Source organism: Nocardia sp. FBN12, from assembly GCF_054031145.1.
Genome location: NZ_CM132926.1, coordinates 281,235 through 296,599, shown reverse-complemented (window position 1 = coordinate 296,599; position 15,365 = coordinate 281,235). Strand labels below are relative to the sequence as shown.

The 15,365-nt window shown below is 66.8% G+C and carries 14 protein-coding genes; 3 read left to right on the top strand and 11 right to left on the bottom strand.

What is annotated here, in order from left to right:
• Positions 1–52 precede the first annotated feature (52 nt).
• From ACWZHB_RS01680 to ACWZHB_RS01660, 5 genes are all read right to left on the bottom strand, one after another.
• Positions 53–919 carry an alpha/beta fold hydrolase gene (locus ACWZHB_RS01680; protein ID WP_427909046.1) on the bottom strand — a complete coding sequence of 289 codons (867 nt, stop codon included), beginning with the start codon at positions 917–919 and terminating at the stop codon, positions 53–55.
• 140 nt (positions 920–1,059) lie between these two features.
• A complete protein-coding gene (locus ACWZHB_RS01675; protein ID WP_427906181.1) occupies positions 1,060–1,524 on the bottom strand; it encodes a DUF5130 domain-containing protein in 465 nt (154 codons plus the stop codon).
• Positions 1,511–1,789 carry an aa3-type cytochrome oxidase subunit CtaJ gene (gene ctaJ, locus ACWZHB_RS01670; protein WP_194829561.1) on the bottom strand — a complete coding sequence of 93 codons (279 nt, stop codon included), beginning with the start codon at positions 1,787–1,789 and terminating at the stop codon, positions 1,511–1,513. The genes ACWZHB_RS01675 and ctaJ overlap by 14 nt, the downstream gene beginning before the upstream one ends.
• A 60-nt stretch (positions 1,790–1,849) precedes the next feature.
• Entirely contained in the window at positions 1,850–3,451 is a 1,602-nt protein-coding gene (locus ACWZHB_RS01665) for a glycoside hydrolase family 13 protein (protein WP_427906180.1), read from the bottom strand.
• Positions 3,452–3,749: 298 nt separating this feature from the next.
• Positions 3,750–4,163 carry a globin gene (locus ACWZHB_RS01660; protein WP_427906179.1) on the bottom strand — a complete coding sequence of 138 codons (414 nt, stop codon included), beginning with the start codon at positions 4,161–4,163 and terminating at the stop codon, positions 3,750–3,752.
• 164 nt (positions 4,164–4,327) lie between these two features.
• Here ACWZHB_RS01660 and ACWZHB_RS01655 point away from each other — a divergent pair, with 164 nt between their 5' ends.
• Positions 4,328–5,041, top strand: a complete 714-nt coding sequence (locus tag ACWZHB_RS01655) for an HNH endonuclease (protein ID WP_427906178.1) — start codon at positions 4,328–4,330, stop codon at positions 5,039–5,041.
• Between the two features lie 19 nt (positions 5,042–5,060).
• Here ACWZHB_RS01655 and ACWZHB_RS01650 read toward each other — a convergent pair whose 3' ends face one another.
• On the bottom strand, positions 5,061–5,630 hold the full coding sequence (locus tag ACWZHB_RS01650) for a helix-turn-helix domain-containing protein (RefSeq protein ID WP_427906177.1): 570 nt from the start codon (positions 5,628–5,630) through the stop codon (positions 5,061–5,063).
• A 67-nt stretch (positions 5,631–5,697) separates the two neighbouring features.
• On the opposite strand from ACWZHB_RS01650, the gene ACWZHB_RS01645 reads away from it, so the two are divergent.
• Together ACWZHB_RS01645 and ACWZHB_RS01640 are read left to right on the top strand one after the other, a co-directional pair.
• Positions 5,698–6,390 (top strand): AzlC family ABC transporter permease, encoded by a 693-nt coding sequence (locus tag ACWZHB_RS01645; protein ID WP_427906176.1) that lies wholly within the window; start codon positions 5,698–5,700, stop codon positions 6,388–6,390.
• Positions 6,387–6,707 (top strand): AzlD domain-containing protein, encoded by a 321-nt coding sequence (locus tag ACWZHB_RS01640; protein WP_427906175.1) that lies wholly within the window; start codon positions 6,387–6,389, stop codon positions 6,705–6,707. The genes ACWZHB_RS01645 and ACWZHB_RS01640 overlap by 4 nt, the downstream gene beginning before the upstream one ends.
• Positions 6,708–6,737: 30 nt before the next feature.
• Here ACWZHB_RS01640 and ACWZHB_RS01635 read toward each other — a convergent pair whose 3' ends face one another.
• From ACWZHB_RS01635 to ACWZHB_RS01615, 5 genes are all read right to left on the bottom strand, one after another.
• Entirely contained in the window at positions 6,738–7,409 is a 672-nt protein-coding gene (locus tag ACWZHB_RS01635) for a hypothetical protein (protein WP_427906174.1), read from the bottom strand.
• A 4-nt stretch (positions 7,410–7,413) separates the two neighbouring features.
• On the bottom strand, positions 7,414–7,884 hold the full coding sequence (locus ACWZHB_RS01630; protein ID WP_427906173.1) for an acyl-CoA thioesterase: 471 nt from the start codon (positions 7,882–7,884) through the stop codon (positions 7,414–7,416).
• Positions 7,881–12,770 carry an NAD-glutamate dehydrogenase gene (locus tag ACWZHB_RS01625; protein ID WP_427906172.1) on the bottom strand — a complete coding sequence of 1,630 codons (4,890 nt, stop codon included), beginning with the start codon at positions 12,768–12,770 and terminating at the stop codon, positions 7,881–7,883. Before ACWZHB_RS01625 ends, ACWZHB_RS01630 begins: the two co-directional genes overlap by 4 nt.
• A 234-nt stretch (positions 12,771–13,004) precedes the next feature.
• Positions 13,005–14,681, bottom strand: a complete 1,677-nt coding sequence (gene ettA, locus ACWZHB_RS01620) for an energy-dependent translational throttle protein EttA (RefSeq protein ID WP_427906171.1) — start codon at positions 14,679–14,681, stop codon at positions 13,005–13,007.
• A 69-nt stretch (positions 14,682–14,750) separates the two neighbouring features.
• Positions 14,751–15,317: a single-stranded DNA-binding protein gene (locus ACWZHB_RS01615; protein ID WP_427906170.1), complete on the bottom strand. Its 567-nt coding sequence runs from the start codon at positions 15,315–15,317 to the stop codon at positions 14,751–14,753.
• Positions 15,318–15,365: the final 48 nt, after the last annotated feature.

The window sequence follows — 15,365 nt, the reverse complement described above, 5'->3', positions numbered from 1 at the left end:
TCGATGCCATCCGGACGGCCGGGCACCCCCGATGCCCAGCCGTCCACCGAGCTCAGCGCACGACCCGGCCGAGGAAGTCGTGGATCAGCGCGGCGATCTCGGGTCCGTGCGTCTCCAGCGCGAAGTGGCCCGCGTCGAGCAGATGCAGTTCGGCGTCGGGCAAGTCACGCAGGTAGGCGCGGGCACCGTCGGCGCCGAAGATCTCGTCGTGCTCGCCCCAGGCGATGAGTGTCGGCGGCCGGTGCTCGGCGAAGTACTTCTGGAAGCCGGGGTAACCGTCGAGGTTGTTCTTGTAGTCGAAGAACAGTTGCAGCTGGATCTCCTTGTTGCCGGGACGGTCCAGGTAGGACTGGTCGAGGGTCCACGTATCCGGGCTCACCAACGCGAGCCGGTCGGCCGGAACACCGTGCGTGTACTGCCATTTCGTGGCGTCGAGCTCGAGCAGCTTGCGCACTTCGGGCTCATGGGTGACACGGTCGGTCGCGTGCGCGAACAGCACCTCCCAGAACGGGGTGAAGCCCGCCATATAAGCGTTGCCGCTCTGGGTGATGATGGCGCTGACCCGCTCGGGGTTGCGCGCGGCGATCCGCAGACCGATGGGGGCGCCGTAGTCCTGGATGTAGAGCGCGAAGCGTTCGATGCCGAGGGTGTCGAGCAGTTCGCGGGTGAGCTCGGTGAGCTTGTCGAAGGTGTAGTCGAATTCGTCGACCGATGGCATCGACGACTGGCCGAAGCCCAGGTGATCGGGGGCGATCACGTGATAGTCGTCGGCGAGCGCAGGGATGAGGTTGCGAAACATCGCCGAGGTGGACGGGAAGCCGTGCAGTAGAAGCAGAGTCGGCTTGTCCGGGTCGCCCGCCTCGCGATAGAAGAGGGACTGCCCCTGGATCTCGACGGTGTGGTGGCTGATCTGGTTCATCATGGCATTTCCTAACTCGCTAAATTGATTTCAGCGGTTAGAACCTGACAGGCGGTGTCCGTATTCCTTCGTCACGAAAGTCCGCAAACACCAACGGCGCGTTCACCATGAGGTGAACGCGCCGTCCGGAAGAGAACGAGCTAGCGGCCGATCGCGGCGGCCATCACGCGGGAGGCCGAGATCAGGCCGTCGATCAGGTTGCCCTGACGGAACGAGGCCAGGGCGGCGGTGACGCCGAGCTGGCAGATGCGGTCGTTGGCGCGCTCGGCCACGTTCGCACCGGAGCGGACCTCGATCGCGCCCTGGTTCGGGGACACGGCGATGAGCACCGAATCGGCCGACTCCGGGGTGTTCGGCAGGATCGCGTCGGCACCGGCCGCCGGATCGGCGCCGAGGTCGCCGAGGTAGATGTTGAAGCGGACCTTGGTGGCGCGGGTCGCCTCGGTGAGCGCGTTGTCGAGGGAGATGCGCTCATGGTCGGTAAACGGCACCTCGTCGAACACGGTGCCCGGCTCGTGCACGCCGGACACGCGGCCGCTGCTGGTCAGCGCGAATCCGTGCGGCAGGTCGGCCTCGACCACCGCGGGCCAATTAGAACTTGCCACTTGCCCGGCCTCCGATCAGCTCCGCATGCGCGGTTTCGAGAGCCGCATGACTGCCATGCGGCTCGGCGGTGTGGTGACCCGCCGCAGCGGTCACCTCATCGGTCGCACTCCACAGCACCGGCCGGTGGGTCCACTTCTGCCCGAGTGCGAAGTGGGCCGGCTTCTCACCGGGGAATGGCTTACCGAGATAGGACAAGCCCGCGATCGCGAAGTAGATCGCGGCCGGGATGCCGACGAAGATCAGCACTGTCTCGAGAATGCTCACGCTCCAAAGGTAGACGATGCTGTGTAGTAGTTCATCCCCCGGCTGTCCCTAACGCGCGTGTCACACCAACCAGGCCGCCGCGTTCGGCGGCAACCGGTCGTCGGCGACGGGCGCGCTGGACAGCAGCACGTCCCCCGGTGGCAGCTGGATCGAGCCGTCGGAGGCGTTGAGCACACAGGTCAGCCCGCCTGGACGACGGAAGGCCAGGCAGCCGTCGGGACTGCCGTACCACTCGATCCGCTGACCCGCGAACTCCGGGCGGGTGGCACGCAGGTCGATCGCCAGTCGGTACAGCGACAGCGTCGAGTGCAGGGTTTCCAGTTGCGCTTCGACGGTGCGTTCGGCCCAGTCGGCCGGGATCGGCAACCACGGCGTGCCCTGGGTGAATCCGAACGGTGTGGTCGCGCCTTCCCACGGAATCGGCACCCGGCAACCGTCGCGGCCGCGTTCGGTGTGGCCGGTGCGCTCCCACACGGGGTCTTGCAGGACCTCGTCGGGCAGGTCGTCGACATTGGGCAGGCCGAGTTCGGCGCCGTTGTAGATGAACACCGCGCCGGGCAGGGCGAGTTCGACCATCATCATCGCCCGCGCCCGTGCGACGCCGGCCTTGCCGCCGCCGTAGCGGGTCACCTCGCGTTCGATGTCGTGGTTGGACAGCGTCCAGGTGGGCGGGGCGCCCGCGTCGGCGACCGCGTCGAGCGAGTGCGTGATCGCGTCGTGGACGCCCTGTGCGGTGAAGGGAGTCTCGGCGAGCCGGAAGTTGAACGCCAGGTGCAGTTCGTCGGGGCGGACGTACTCGCCGAAGCGGACGTTGTCGTCGACCCATACCTCGCCGATCGAGACCGCTGCCGGATAGTCGTTCAGCACCGTGCGGATACGGCGGTGTATGGCGTGCACGCCCGGGTTGTTGAAGCGGGGATCGTCGTCGTCGTGGACGAGCATCTTGGTCTCGACCTTGTCCATGTCGGGCAGGCCTTCGGGCTTGGCCATGCCGTGCGCGACATCGAGGCGGAAACCGTCGACGCCGCGGTCGAGCCAGAAGCGCAGGGTCTTCTCGAAGTCGTCGGCGATCTCGGGGTTGTCCCAGTTCAGGTCGGGTTGTTCGGGCGCGAAGATGTGCAGATACCACTGCCCCGGCTTGCCGTCGGGCTCGGTGATCCTGGTCCAGGCGGGGCCGCCGAAGATACTCGGCCAGTTGTTGGGCGGCTCTTCGCCGTTCTCTCCGCGACCGTCGCGGAAGATGTAGCGGGCGCGTTCGGGACTGCCCGGCGCGGCCTCCAATGCCTCGGCGAACCACACGTGTTCGGTGCTGGTGTGGTTGGGCACCAGATCCATCGTCACTTTGATCTCGCGGTCGTGCGCCTCGGCGATCAACTCGTCCAGCGCCGCCAGCCCGCCGAACAGCGGGTCGATATCGCGCGGATCGGACACGTCGTAGCCGCCGTCGGCCTGCGGTGACCGCATCACCGGACAGATCCACAGCGCGTCTACGCCCAATAGCTCCAGGTACCCCATCTTCTCGCGCACACCGCCCAGATCGCCGACACCGTCACCATCGGAGTCTGCGAACGAACGCGGGTAGACCTGATAGAACACGGCGGTTTTCCACCACGGAGCGGTGCTTGCTTCCCCCGGCACCGGCGAGGCAGGTGTCTGTGTCACACGTGCAATATTGCCAAAGTTCGCCCGGGATAATCATGTGAGGTGAGACTTTCTGCGAATCCCGCAAATAACCAGCGTTCGCCACGGTGCTGCGAAACATCGTGGTAAAAGGCGGCGTCGACCCGAAACCGGGGCGCTATCTGCTGGTCATCAGCGAACAGCAGGCACCCGTACCATCGGGGGAGGCGCCTACGGGGCGTTTTGGAGGGACGCTGCGGGAATACGGTGTACGCCTACTGGGGTCAGGCTGGAGCGTTCTGAAGGGACGCTGCGGGAATACGGTGTACGCCTGCTGGGGTCAGGCTGGGGAATTCTGGAGGGATGCTGCGGCCATTTGGAAGTAGTCGAGCAGGGCCTTGCGGTGTTCGTCGTCCAGGATCGACGGTTCGATCTCGCCGACCGCGATCCGCATGCATCGCATCCAGGCGTCGCGCTCGAGCGGTCCGATGACGAACGGGTTGTGGCGCATGCGCAGGCGTGGGTGTCCCCGCTCGTCGGAGTAGGTGCGCGGACCACCCCAGTACTGTTCGAGGAACATCCGGAACCGTCGCTCGGCCGGCCCGAGGTCTTCCTCGGGGTACAACGGACGCAGGATCTCGTCTGCGGCGACCTCTCGATAGAAGACCGACACCAGACGGCGAAACGTCTCCGCGCCGCCCACGGCTTCGTAGAAGGAGGTCGTTGTCTGCTCACCGGTACTCACGCGCTCCATTGTGCCCCGTTCACCACGGTCACGAACGCGCTGCCCTTCAACCACAGTTCATCCGGAAGTTTGAAAAATAGCCGTGCAATACCGGCAGAACCATGGTCAACTGGGGTCAGTATCGGCCCCAGATACCACATGATCCTGCCAATCATGAAATTGAGGTCAAGAAGATGAAGCAGCGACCGAGCGCCCGTTCACACGAGGCGCGCACGCACCGACAACTCCAGCCCGCCGACGTCCACAACCGTGGCTCGGGGGCTGTTCCGCTGCGTATCTTGTCCGATTCTCATCCGGGCGCACACGGTCATCACGACCTGCCGCATATCCCCGCGCCTCTGCACCTCGCCGGAGACCACGACGCCGCCGCATGGCGCAAACGCCGGGTTCTCCTCCTCAACGCCACTTACGAGCCGCTCACCGCGCTGTCCGCGCGTCGCGCCGTCGTCCTGCTGATCTGCGCCAAAGCCGACGCCGTCCACGACGATCCGGAAGGCCCGGTCCTGCACTCCGCGGGCTCGCAAGTCGCGATTCCCTCCGTCATCCGCCTGCGCACCTATGTGCGGGTGCCCTATCGCGCCCGCGTGCCGATGACCCGCGCCGCGCTCATGCATCGCGACCACTACCGCTGTGGATACTGCGGCGGCAAAGCCGAGACCATCGACCACGTGATCCCCCGCAGTCGCGGTGGCGAACACTCGTGGGAGAACTGCGTCGCCAGCTGCGCCCCCTGCAATCACCGCAAGGCCGACAAGATGCTGGCCGACCTCGGCTGGCACCTGCGCCATCCCCTGGTCTCCCCCAAGGGCCCGCACTGGCGACTGCTGTCCACCACCGCCGATCTGGATCCGATCTGGTTGCAGTACCTCGGCGAAGGAGCCGCCTGACACACTGCGGTCGATCGACTCAGGCGCTCTCGATGACCATCGTCGCCCAGGTTCCCGGTTCGAGGGCTTCGAAGATGTGCGGGAGATCGCCCAGGTAGCGGATGTAGTCGCCGGGGCGCATCTCCACGGGCTCGTCAGCCGGGCCCGCCATGGCGTGGCCCGCTGCCAACACGACATGTTCGACGACGCCGGGGCTGTGCGGATCCGAGCGGCGGGTGTGGCCGGGTTCGGCCGCGATGCGGTACACATCACAGCGGGTGTGTGACTGGCCCGCTGCGAGCAATGTCACCCGGTAGTCGGCATCGGCCGATGGGACGGGCGCGCCCTCGTCGGCGCGGATGACCTGCACATTGGCGCGCGGTGGGTCGAGCAGCCGGGAGAACGGCATCTCGAGCGCCACGCACAGCGCCCACAGGGTCTCCAGACTCGGATTGCCCGTGCCCGATTCCAGTTGCGACAGTGTGGATTTCGCGACGCCCGCGCGACTGGCGACCTCCGTCAGCGATAAGCCGGCGCGGCCGCGTTCACGACGCAGCGCCGCCGCGATCACCGCCTGGGGCGGTCCGACGACAGGGTCCTGCCGGTCCATCTACGCCTCCTGAGGGCTGGCGATACCGCGTTGACTTTACCCACCCCATGCGTTCAATATAAACAACATGCGTTCGATCTGGCGAACACTCGACCGGGGAACCGTGGCTGCCGTAGCCGCGGCGTGCTTTGCCGTCGGCCTGTTCGGTGTGTCCTACGGCGCGTCGACGATCGCGGCCGGGTTCCCGATGTGGATGCCGATCGTGATGGCGGTGACGGTGCTCGCGGGCGGCTCGGAGCTGCTGTTCTTCGGGATCGTCGCGGCCGGTGGTAGTCCGCTGGCGGCGGTGGTGGCCGGGCTGCTGCTCAATGCGCGGCATCTGCCGTACGGGCTGTCGGCGCCGGAGGTCTTCGGGAGCGGCTGGAAGCGGGTGCTCGGTATCCACGTCCTCAACGACGAGTCGGTGGCCTTCGCCACGGCCCCCGGCGATCAGGAGCGCAAACGTGCCGCGTATTGGGCATGCGGGATCGGCGTCGCGCTGTGCTGGCCGCTGGGCGCGACCCTCGGCGCGGCACTGGGTTCGCTGGTCCCCGATACGTCGGCGCTCGGACTGGACGCGGTGTTCCCGGTGATCCTGCTCGCGTTGATCCTGCCCGCACTGCGCGATCGTGCGACGTTGCGTCCGGTGCTGGTCGGCGCCGGGTTGGCGGTAGCCGTGACGCCGTTCGTGCCGGCGGGACTGCCGGTATTGATCGCACTGGCCGGACTGGTCTTCGCGCTCCGACCGCCCGCGACCGCTGCGGATCCGGTGACGGCATGAACGCGCCATATCTGCTGCCCGCGATGTTGGCACTGGCCGTCGGCACCTACGCCCTCCGCTGGACCGGGCCGGCGATGCGACACCGACTACGGTTGTCCCCCAGGGCAATTCACCTTCTCGACACCGGCGCTCTGATCCTGCTCGCCGCACTTGTCGCGACGGCGACTCTGCCGACCGGTTCCGGTCATCTCGGCGTCGCCCTTCCCGCAGGCGTCGCCATCGGCGGGGTGCTCGCCTGGCGCCGCGCTCCTTTGCTCGTCACAGTGCTGGCCGCGGCGGCCACCACCGCACTGCTACGACTCATCGGCGTGCACTGACCGCCCCTGGCGCCGCGGGCGCGATGCGATTCAGCTGGGCGACAACGGAATCCCACCGCCCAGCCGCCGAGCCACCGAGCCATAGCGCGCATCCAACCGCAACCAGGTCCGGGTCGCCCGAACCCGTACCAACTCCGAGGGCTGAATCCGCCGCGACTCCGTCTTCTCCCCCGCATGCGGTATGAAATCCATTGCGGTGAGCGCGAAGACCACGCGCATCGGCACCTGCACCTCGAGGTCGCCGGGACCGGTGACGGTGAGCACCGACTGATCGAGCAGCGACGCGGGCGGGCCCTTGGGCCCCCCGTGTTCGCGTGCCACGTCGGCGCCACGTTCGGCCAATTCGACGAGCGCTCGCGCGGGGATGTCGTCGACGTGGGTGAATCCATCTGTCGGCGGTAGCGCACCACGCCAGGCCGAGTCCAACGAGTAGCCGAGGTCGATCGGGTGGCCCGTGCCGAGCCCGGCGAGGACCATGTCCGCGCCGACGGTGACATCATCGACACCGAGTTCAGCGGTGATCGTGCGCACCGCGAGCGTCTCGAACCCCGTTGCGACCCAAGCTGATACAAGGCTGGACCCCCGCCGCCGCAACCGGACGACAGCGGCCGGATCCAGCCGGATGGCGCGGCTGAGAAAGGTGGCCAGGTTTTCGCGTTCGGCCGGGTCGGGCGTGTGCAGCACCCGCTGTTCGGAGCTCACGAAATCAGGCCCGCCACAACGCCAGGTAGTCACGTTCGGACTCGGCGAGCCTGCGCAGCCGCTGCGTGTCGATGTCGAACGCGGCGAGCTGCGTAGTCGCGATGACCGCGGGCGGCGAATCGGGGGCCGCGCCATCGGCCCGCACTTCGTAACCGATGGTGAAGTCGACCGCGCGCAGCTGCTTGACCCACATGGCGATGTCGAGCGGGGTGTCCTCGTGCCGCAACTGCCCGCGATACTTCACGTGCAGGTCGACCAGCACACACCCTTGCCGTCCCATCGACGCCGTCGGCTTGTCGTCGTCGAACAGCCACGGAATCCGCGCCTCTTCCAGCAGGGTCACCATCCGAGCGTGGTTGACGTGCTGGAACACGTCCATATCCGACCAGCGGATCTCGACTTTCGCGTGAAAACGCTGCGGCAACACCAACTCCGGTGCGGACGTGGCGGTGTTGCCGTTCGGCGAACTCGTCACCGTGGTACCTCCGATTGGGCGCCCACCCCGCTCACCATGCTCCGCACCTGTCGCGCGGCAACCGACAGTGTGGCGAGGTCGTGGGTCCCGGACTCGAACAATTCCGACAGAGCCGCGCGCGCACGACCCAGCCGGGACTGGTTCTTCGACTCCCAGTATGCAATTTTTTCGTCGGCCGTTTCCTCCGGGTCGCCCCCGGAGAGCACATCGAGGGTCAGCGAACGCAGCGAACCGTACATGTCATCGCGCAGCGCGAGCCGGGCAAGCGCGTGCCAGCGGTCGCCCCGTTCGAGGTGGCTCACCGCCTCGAGCAGCCAGTCGATCTTGAGATGGTCGTTGAGCGCGTAGTACAGACCGCCCACTTCGGCACCGTCGCGATCGGTGATATCGGCGATGTCGACGATGTCGAGCAGCGGGAACAGCCCGAGCAGCCCGAACACCTCGGTGGCCAGGTCGGTCGGCGCACCGCGCGCGATCAGCTCGCCCGCGCCCTGGGTGAGCGAGGTGACGTGGTGCCCGCGCAACCAGCCCGGTACCTGCGGCGCCAGCTCCTGCACCCGGCGGTGATACCGGTTGATCTCGGCGCCGACCGCGATCGGCTGCGGCCGGTTGGTCAGCAGCCAGCGCGAGGCCCGGTCCAGTGTCCGCTTGGATTCCAGTTCCAGCAGGTCACACACCCCGGCGGGCGCATCGGAGCTTCGGATGCGCGACCACACGTCGTGGAGCTGGAAGATCTCGCTGGCCGCGGCGAACGCGCGCACCGTGTCGGAGGTGGTAGCGCCGACCTCTTCGTTGAGCCGATGGGCGTAGGTGATGCCGCCGTAGTCGACGGCCTCGTTGACGATCATCGTGGTGACGATCTCGCGGCGCAGCCGATGCTTCTTGATCGCCGCACCGAACTGTTCGCGCAGCGGCGTCGGGAAATACAGCGGCAGCTTGGTCGCGAAATAGGTGCTGTCGGGCAGATCGGTGTCGAGCAGATCGGCCTTGAGTCCCAGCTTCACATGCGCGAGCAGGTTGGCCAGTTCGGGCGAGGCCAGACCGGCGCCCGCCTCAGCGCGACGGGCCAGTTCGGCTGGCGAGGGCAGCGCTTCGAGCTCACGATCCAAGCCTCGGCGCTGTTCGAGGTCGGTGATGACACGGCCGTGCACCGTGAGCATCTGGGGCGCGTCGGTGCGCGCGATACCGATCAACACGTTCTGATCGACGTTGTCCTGCAACACCATTCGAGCCACTTCATCGGTCATCGAGGCCAGCAGCGGATTGCGGTCGGCGGGGGCGAGTCCGCCCGCGCTGACCACACCGTCCAGCAGCACCTTGATGTTGACCTCGTGGTCGGAGCAGTCGACGCCGGCGGAGTTGTCCAGGGCATCGGTGTTCATCTTGCCGCCGTTGCGGCAGAACTCGATCCGGCCGAGCGCGGTGGCGCCCAGGTTGCCGCCCTCGCCGATCACCTTGACCCGCAACTGATTTCCGTCGACCCGCACCGCGTCGTTGGACTTGTCGCCCACCTCGGCATTGGATTCGGTGCTCGCCTTCACATAGGTGCCGATGCCACCGTTCCACAGCAACTGCACCGGCGCGAGCAGGATCGCGCGCACCAGCTCCGGCGGCGAAAGCGTCTGCACGGAGTCGGGCAGGCCGAGGGCGGTCCGTGCCTGCGGCGAGATCGGCACCGACTTCACGGTCCGCTCGAACACGCCGCCGCCCGCACTGATCAGGCTCCGGTCGTAGTCGGCCCACGACGATCGCGGCAGCGCGAACAACCGTTCACGTTCGGCGAAGGAACTCGCGGCCTCGGGGTTCGGGTCGAGGAAGATGTGCCGGTGGTCGAACGCGGCGACCAGCCGGATGTGCGGCGAGAGCAGCATGCCGTTGCCGAACACATCGCCGCTCATGTCGCCGACACCGACAACGGTGAATTCCTGGCTCTGGGTGTCGATGTCCATCTCCCGGAAGTGGCGTTTGACCGCTTCCCACGCACCCTTGGCGGTAATGCCCATCGCCTTGTGGTCGTAGCCCGCCGAGCCACCGGAGGCAAAGGCATCACCGAGCCAGAATCCGTAGCGCAGGGCCACATCGTTGGCGATATCGGAGAAGCTGGCGGTGCCCTTGTCGGCGGCGACCACCAGGTAGGTGTCGTCACCGTCGCGGCGCACCACCCGATCGGGCGGCAGCACCGCACCGGTGGCCAGATCGACATTGTCGGTGACATCGAGCAGCCCGGAGATGAAGGTGCGGTAGCAGGCGACACCCTCGGCGATGCTCGCCTGGCGGTCGACAGCCGCGTCGCCGATCGGCGCGGGCGGGCGCTTCACCACGAAACCGCCCTTGGCGCCGACCGGCACGATCACCGCGTTCTTCACCGCCTGCGCCTTGACCAGCCCCAGGATCTCGGTGCGGAAATCTTCCAGCCGATCCGACCAGCGCAGGCCGCCGCGTGCCACCGAACCGAACCGCAGATGCACGCCCTCGACCCGCGGCGAGTACACGAAGATCTCGAATTGCGGTCGCGGCTTCGGCAATTCGGCGATCTCGCGCGGCTCCACCTTCAGCGCCAGGTAGTCGCGCGGACGGCCGTCGGCGTCGAGAACGTAGTTGTTGGTTCGCAGCGTGGCCTTGATCAGACCGAGCATGGCGCGCAGGATGCGGTCGGCATCCATGCTGACCACCTCCTCGATCCCGGCCCGCACCCGCGCCTCGAGCTCGGCAGCGGCCTCGGCGGAGACAGTGGCCGGATCGAATCGGGCGGCGAACAGGTCGACGAAATCGCGCGCGACCTCCGGGTGAGCCAGCAGTACGCGGGCGATATTGACCTGGGAGTACGGGAAACCGGCCTGCTGCAGGTACTTCGCGTACGCACGCAGGATCGCGACCGACCGCCACGGCAAGCCGGCGCGCAACACGAGTTCATTGAGTCCGTCGGCTTCGGCCCGGTCGTACCAGACCGCTTCGAAGGCGTCGGTGAATCGGGTGCGCAGTGCGTCGATCTGGTCGGGGGCCTCGAGCAACAGGGCGGCGTCGAGGTCGCCGCCGAGCGCGTTGCGCAGCAATTCGGGGCGGGCAGCCAGCCCGAAATCATAGATCCAGCGCTCGGTGCCGCCGTCACGTTCGAGCTGGTAGGGACGTTCGTCGACCACCTCGACGCCGAGGCTCTGCAGCACCGGGAGCACCTGGCTCAGCGAGACACCGGAACCGGCGATGTAGAGGCTGAACCGCCACGAACCGGGCGCCGCCTCGGGCCTGCGGTACAGGTACTGACCGATGCCACCCTCGGTGAGCTGCTCGAGCCGCACGATGTCGGCCAGCGCGCGGGCAGGGGTGAAGTCCTCCTTGTAGCTTTCGGGCAGTGCGTCCGAATACCGTTTGACCACAGCGGGATCGAGCACGGTGGAGGAGGCGACCGCATCGCCGATCCGGTCGTCCCAGGTGTGGCTGGCCGCGTTGAGCAAGGACTGCAGTCGCAGCCGGTTGTCCTCGGAGGTGTCGGTGGCGGCCCCGCCGGTGGCGTCGGCGGGCAACATCACCGTGAAATACACACTGGCGAGCTCGCTTTCGCTCACCCGCGCCGAATAGTCGATGTCGACACCGCCGAGTTCGGCGACCAGGATCTCCTGCATCTCCAGGCGGACCGCGGTGGTGTAGCGATCACGCGGCAGATACACCATGCAGGCCACGAAGCGGCCGTAGCCGTCACAGCGCAGGAAAAGCCGGACCTGCCTGCGCAAACCGACGCCGAGCACCGCGACGGCGGTGCGCCGCATGGCCTCGGTGTCGGCGGAGAACAGTTCGGTGCGCGGGAACGACTCGATCACCTCGAGCATCGCCTGCCCGGAGAACGAGTCCTTGTCGAACCCGGCGCCTTCGATCGCGGTGCGAACCCGGCGGTTGATCACCGGGATGTCGAGCACGTTCTCGTGCACCGCGCTGACGGTGAACACGCCGATGAACAGGTGCACGCCCAGCACCGCGCCCGCCTCGTCGACGTCGGCGACACCGACGAAGTACGGGTACACCGAGCGGTGCACGGTCGCGCGCACCAGCCCCTGGGTGAGCAGCAGCAGCGGGCGGTCCTCACCGTTGATGGGCACCTGGAAGTCGGTGCCGATGTCGGGGCGAAGGACGCCGAGGCTCGCGCCGGGCACCGCGCTCGACACGGTGTGTCCGTTCTCGACACCACGGCGGTAGCGCGCGTATCCGAGCAGGGTGAAGTTGCCGTCGGCCAGCCAGCGCAGCAGCTGGGCGCAGTCGGACACCTCGACGGCGGGGAACGGCGTGGCACCGGCCGCAGCGGCCCGGTCGAGCTCGTCGGCGAGCGAACTCTGCACCGCGGCCATGGCCTCGGTGTCGTCGATCACCTGGCGGACGTCGTCGATCACCTCGGGCATGGTGCGTTCGATGTGATCGAGCTGGGCTCTGCCGGTCGACGGGTGCAGCTGCAGGTGCATCCACGATTCGGTGAGTCCGGTCGCGCCGTGGCCGTCCACCTCGTGCGCCGCGGCGCCGGTGAGGTGGCCGTCCTCGTCGCGGGTGACCTCGAAGATCGGGTGGATCACCTCGGAGACGCTCACCTGCATCCGGCCAAGCGCCGCGGTGACCGATTCCACCAGCAGCGGCATGTCGTCGGTGACGACCTGGACCGCCGCGCCCATTCCGGTCCCGTCGTCGGGGTGGTGTACCCGCACCTTGGCGTTGCCCGGCCGGCGAACGGCGGCCAATTCCATGTGGTGCCGGAAGATCTGGGTGATTCCGGGGATCGGGAAGTCCACGTCGCCGGCATCGACGTGTCGGAAATACGCCTCCTCGAGAGTCGCGAGATCGCCGCGCAAACTCTGCGGCATTCCCGCGGCCCACGCCGCACTGGAGATTTCCGACGAGACCGTCATCGTTTAGCCCACTCCCATGGATTGTGGTTCGCTTCGATTTCGCAACGCAGGTGACGCATTTTCGAGACTAGCTCCGGGTACTCGAACACGCTGAGGGAATTCGGGCTTGCCGCGCCGGTAACTTGGGGAATGCTGGATGAACGCGCAGGGTGCGCCGATCGGCACAACGCCGACGGCCCGGCGGAGCGACCGTTCACAGATCGTTCCACCGGGCCGTCATGCGGGCCGCGCGTATCAGTCGCGCGTCAGCTTGCGGTGCGTAACACGGTGCGGGCGAGCGGCTTCGGCGCCCATACGCTCGATCTTGTTCGCCTCGTACGCCTCGAAGTTGCCCTCGAACCAGTACCACTTTGCTTCGTTGTCGTTGTCGCCTTCCCACGCCAGGATGTGGGTGCAGGTGCGATCGAGGAACCACCGATCGTGGGAGATCACGACGGCGCAGCCGGGGAACTGGTCGAGCGCGTTCTCGAGCGAACCGAGGGTTTCGACGTCGAGGTCGTTGGTCGGTTCGTCGAGCAGGATCAGGTTGCCGCCCTCCTTGAGGGTCAACGCCAGGTTCAGGCGGTTGCGCTCACCACCGGAGAGCACACCGGCCGGCTTCTGCTGATCCGGCCCCTTGAAGCCGAACGCGCTGACGTAGGCGCGCGAGGGCATCTCCTGGTTGCCGACCTGGATGAAATCCAGCCCTTCGGAGACGACCTGCCAGACGTTCTTCTTCGGGTCGATGCCTCCGCGGTTCTGGTCGACATAGCTCAGCTTGACCGTCTCGCCGACCTTCACCTCACCGCTGTCGGGCGATTCGAGACCGACGATGGTCTTGAACAGCGTGGTCTTACCGACACCGTTGGGTCCGATGACGCCGACGATACCGTTGCGCGGCAGCGTGAACGACAGATCCTTGATGAGCTGACGATCGCCGTAGCCTTTGTCCAGGTTCGACACGTTGACCACGATGTCACCCAGTCGCGGACCCGCGGGGATCTGAATTTCCTCGAAGTCCAACTTGCGGTGCTGCTCGGCCTCGGCCGCCATTTCCTCGTAGCGACCCAGTCGAGCCTTGTTCTTGGCCTGACGGGCCTTGGCGCCGGACCGCACCCATGCCAGTTCGTCCTTGAGGCGCTTCTGCAGCTTCTGGTCCTTCTTGCCCTGGACCTCGAGCCGCTGCGCCTTCTTCTCCAGGTAGGTGGAGTAGTTGCCCTCGTAGCCGATGGCGCGGCCACGGTCGAGCTCGAGGATCCACTCGGCGACGTTGTCGAGGAAGTACCGGTCGTGGGTGACGGCCAGTACGGCGCCCGGATAGTCGGCGAGGTGCTTCTCGAGCCAGAGCACACTCTCGGCGTCGAGGTGGTTGGTCGGTTCGTCGAGCAGCAGCAGATCGGGCTTGCTCAGCAGCAACTTGCACAGTGCGACGCGGCGACGCTCACCACCGGAGAGGTTGGTGACCGGCTCGTCCGGCGGCGGGCAGCGCAGCGCGTCCATGGCCTGCTCGAGCTGGGAGTCGACATCCCAGGCATCGGCGTGGTCGAGGAACTCCTGCAGCTTGCCCATTTCGTCCATGAGCTCATCGGAGTAGTCGGTGGCCATCAGTTCAGCGATCTCGTTGAACCGATCCAGTTTGACCTTGACCTCGCCGAGGCCCTCCTCCACGTTGCCGCGGACGGTCTTCTCCTCGTTCAGGTCGGGTTCCTGCATGAGGATGCCGACCGTGGCGCCCGCGCCGAGGAACGCCTCACCGTTGTTCGGCCGGTCCAGGCCCGCCATGATCTTCAGCACGCTGGATTTACCCGCGCCGTTGGGACCCACCACACCGATCTTGGCGCCGGGAAGGAAGTTCAAGTACACGTCGTCGAGGATGACTTTGTCGCCGTGCGCTTTGCGAACCTTGATCATCTGATAAATGAACTCAGCCATACGCGGAAGCCTATCGGTGGGGGAAACAGGGACGGGATGCGGAAAGGTCGGGTGCCGCGGAAACAGCCCTCATGCGTCGACTTGCTCGGCACGGTTGGTGCTCGACACCACGTCCGGCGATCGCGCGGGGAGGGGATCCGCCACGGTCGTAGAGGCTACGGCACCGGGCGCGGTCGGCGCATACTCGGTGGCAGCGTCGTCGATCCTTGATATGGCAGCGCCGCGGGGGTCGGAAATATTCCGCACCGCCGCGTGTGGCAGCGATCGCATGCCCTCGGACCGGCGAACCACACTCGCATGGCAACGCGCCAGATCGGGACCGACCGCGACCGCGCGCATCTCCAGATCCCGCCGCTCGGTGCCGTCCTTACCGCGGTACTCGTGCGAGCGCAGTTGCCCGTAGGCGATCACCGGATCGCCACGGTGCAACGAACGGTCGACCCCCGCGACCAGCCTGCGCCAGCAACTGATCGTCAGATACAACGTCCCGTTGTCGGTCCACTCCCCCGTTTTGGCGTCGAATCGCCGCGAATTGCTCGCCATCCGGAAGGTCAGCATCTGCTCGCCGTTGCTGAGATCGCGCCGTATCGGATGAGTGATGACGGTGCCGATCACCGTCGTGTGTGCCTCGTACATCGAAGTCGCCCCCCGCTCGAATCCACCGCTTGTCGCTCTGACCACCCA

Bases quoted from the DNA above. Each gene is read 5' to 3' on its own strand.
- ACWZHB_RS01680 (WP_427909046.1), bottom strand. From the start codon at position 919: ATGAACCAGATCAGCCACCACACCGTCGAGATCCAGGGGCAGTCCCTC.
- ACWZHB_RS01660 (WP_427906179.1), bottom strand. From the start codon at position 4,163: ATGGAGCGCGTGAGTACCGGTGAGCAGACAACGACCTCCTTCTACGAA.
- ACWZHB_RS01655 (WP_427906178.1), top strand. From the start codon at position 4,328: ATGAAGCAGCGACCGAGCGCCCGTTCACACGAGGCGCGCACGCACCGA.
- ACWZHB_RS01650 (WP_427906177.1), bottom strand. From the start codon at position 5,630: ATGGACCGGCAGGACCCTGTCGTCGGACCGCCCCAGGCGGTGATCGCG.
- ACWZHB_RS01645 (WP_427906176.1), top strand. From the start codon at position 5,698: ATGCGTTCGATCTGGCGAACACTCGACCGGGGAACCGTGGCTGCCGTA.
- ACWZHB_RS01640 (WP_427906175.1), top strand. From the start codon at position 6,387: ATGAACGCGCCATATCTGCTGCCCGCGATGTTGGCACTGGCCGTCGGC.
- ACWZHB_RS01625 (WP_427906172.1), bottom strand. From the start codon at position 12,770: ATGACGGTCTCGTCGGAAATCTCCAGTGCGGCGTGGGCCGCGGGAATG.
- ettA (WP_427906171.1), bottom strand. From the start codon at position 14,681: ATGGCTGAGTTCATTTATCAGATGATCAAGGTTCGCAAAGCGCACGGC.
- ACWZHB_RS01615 (WP_427906170.1), bottom strand. From the start codon at position 15,317: ATGTACGAGGCACACACGACGGTGATCGGCACCGTCATCACTCATCCG.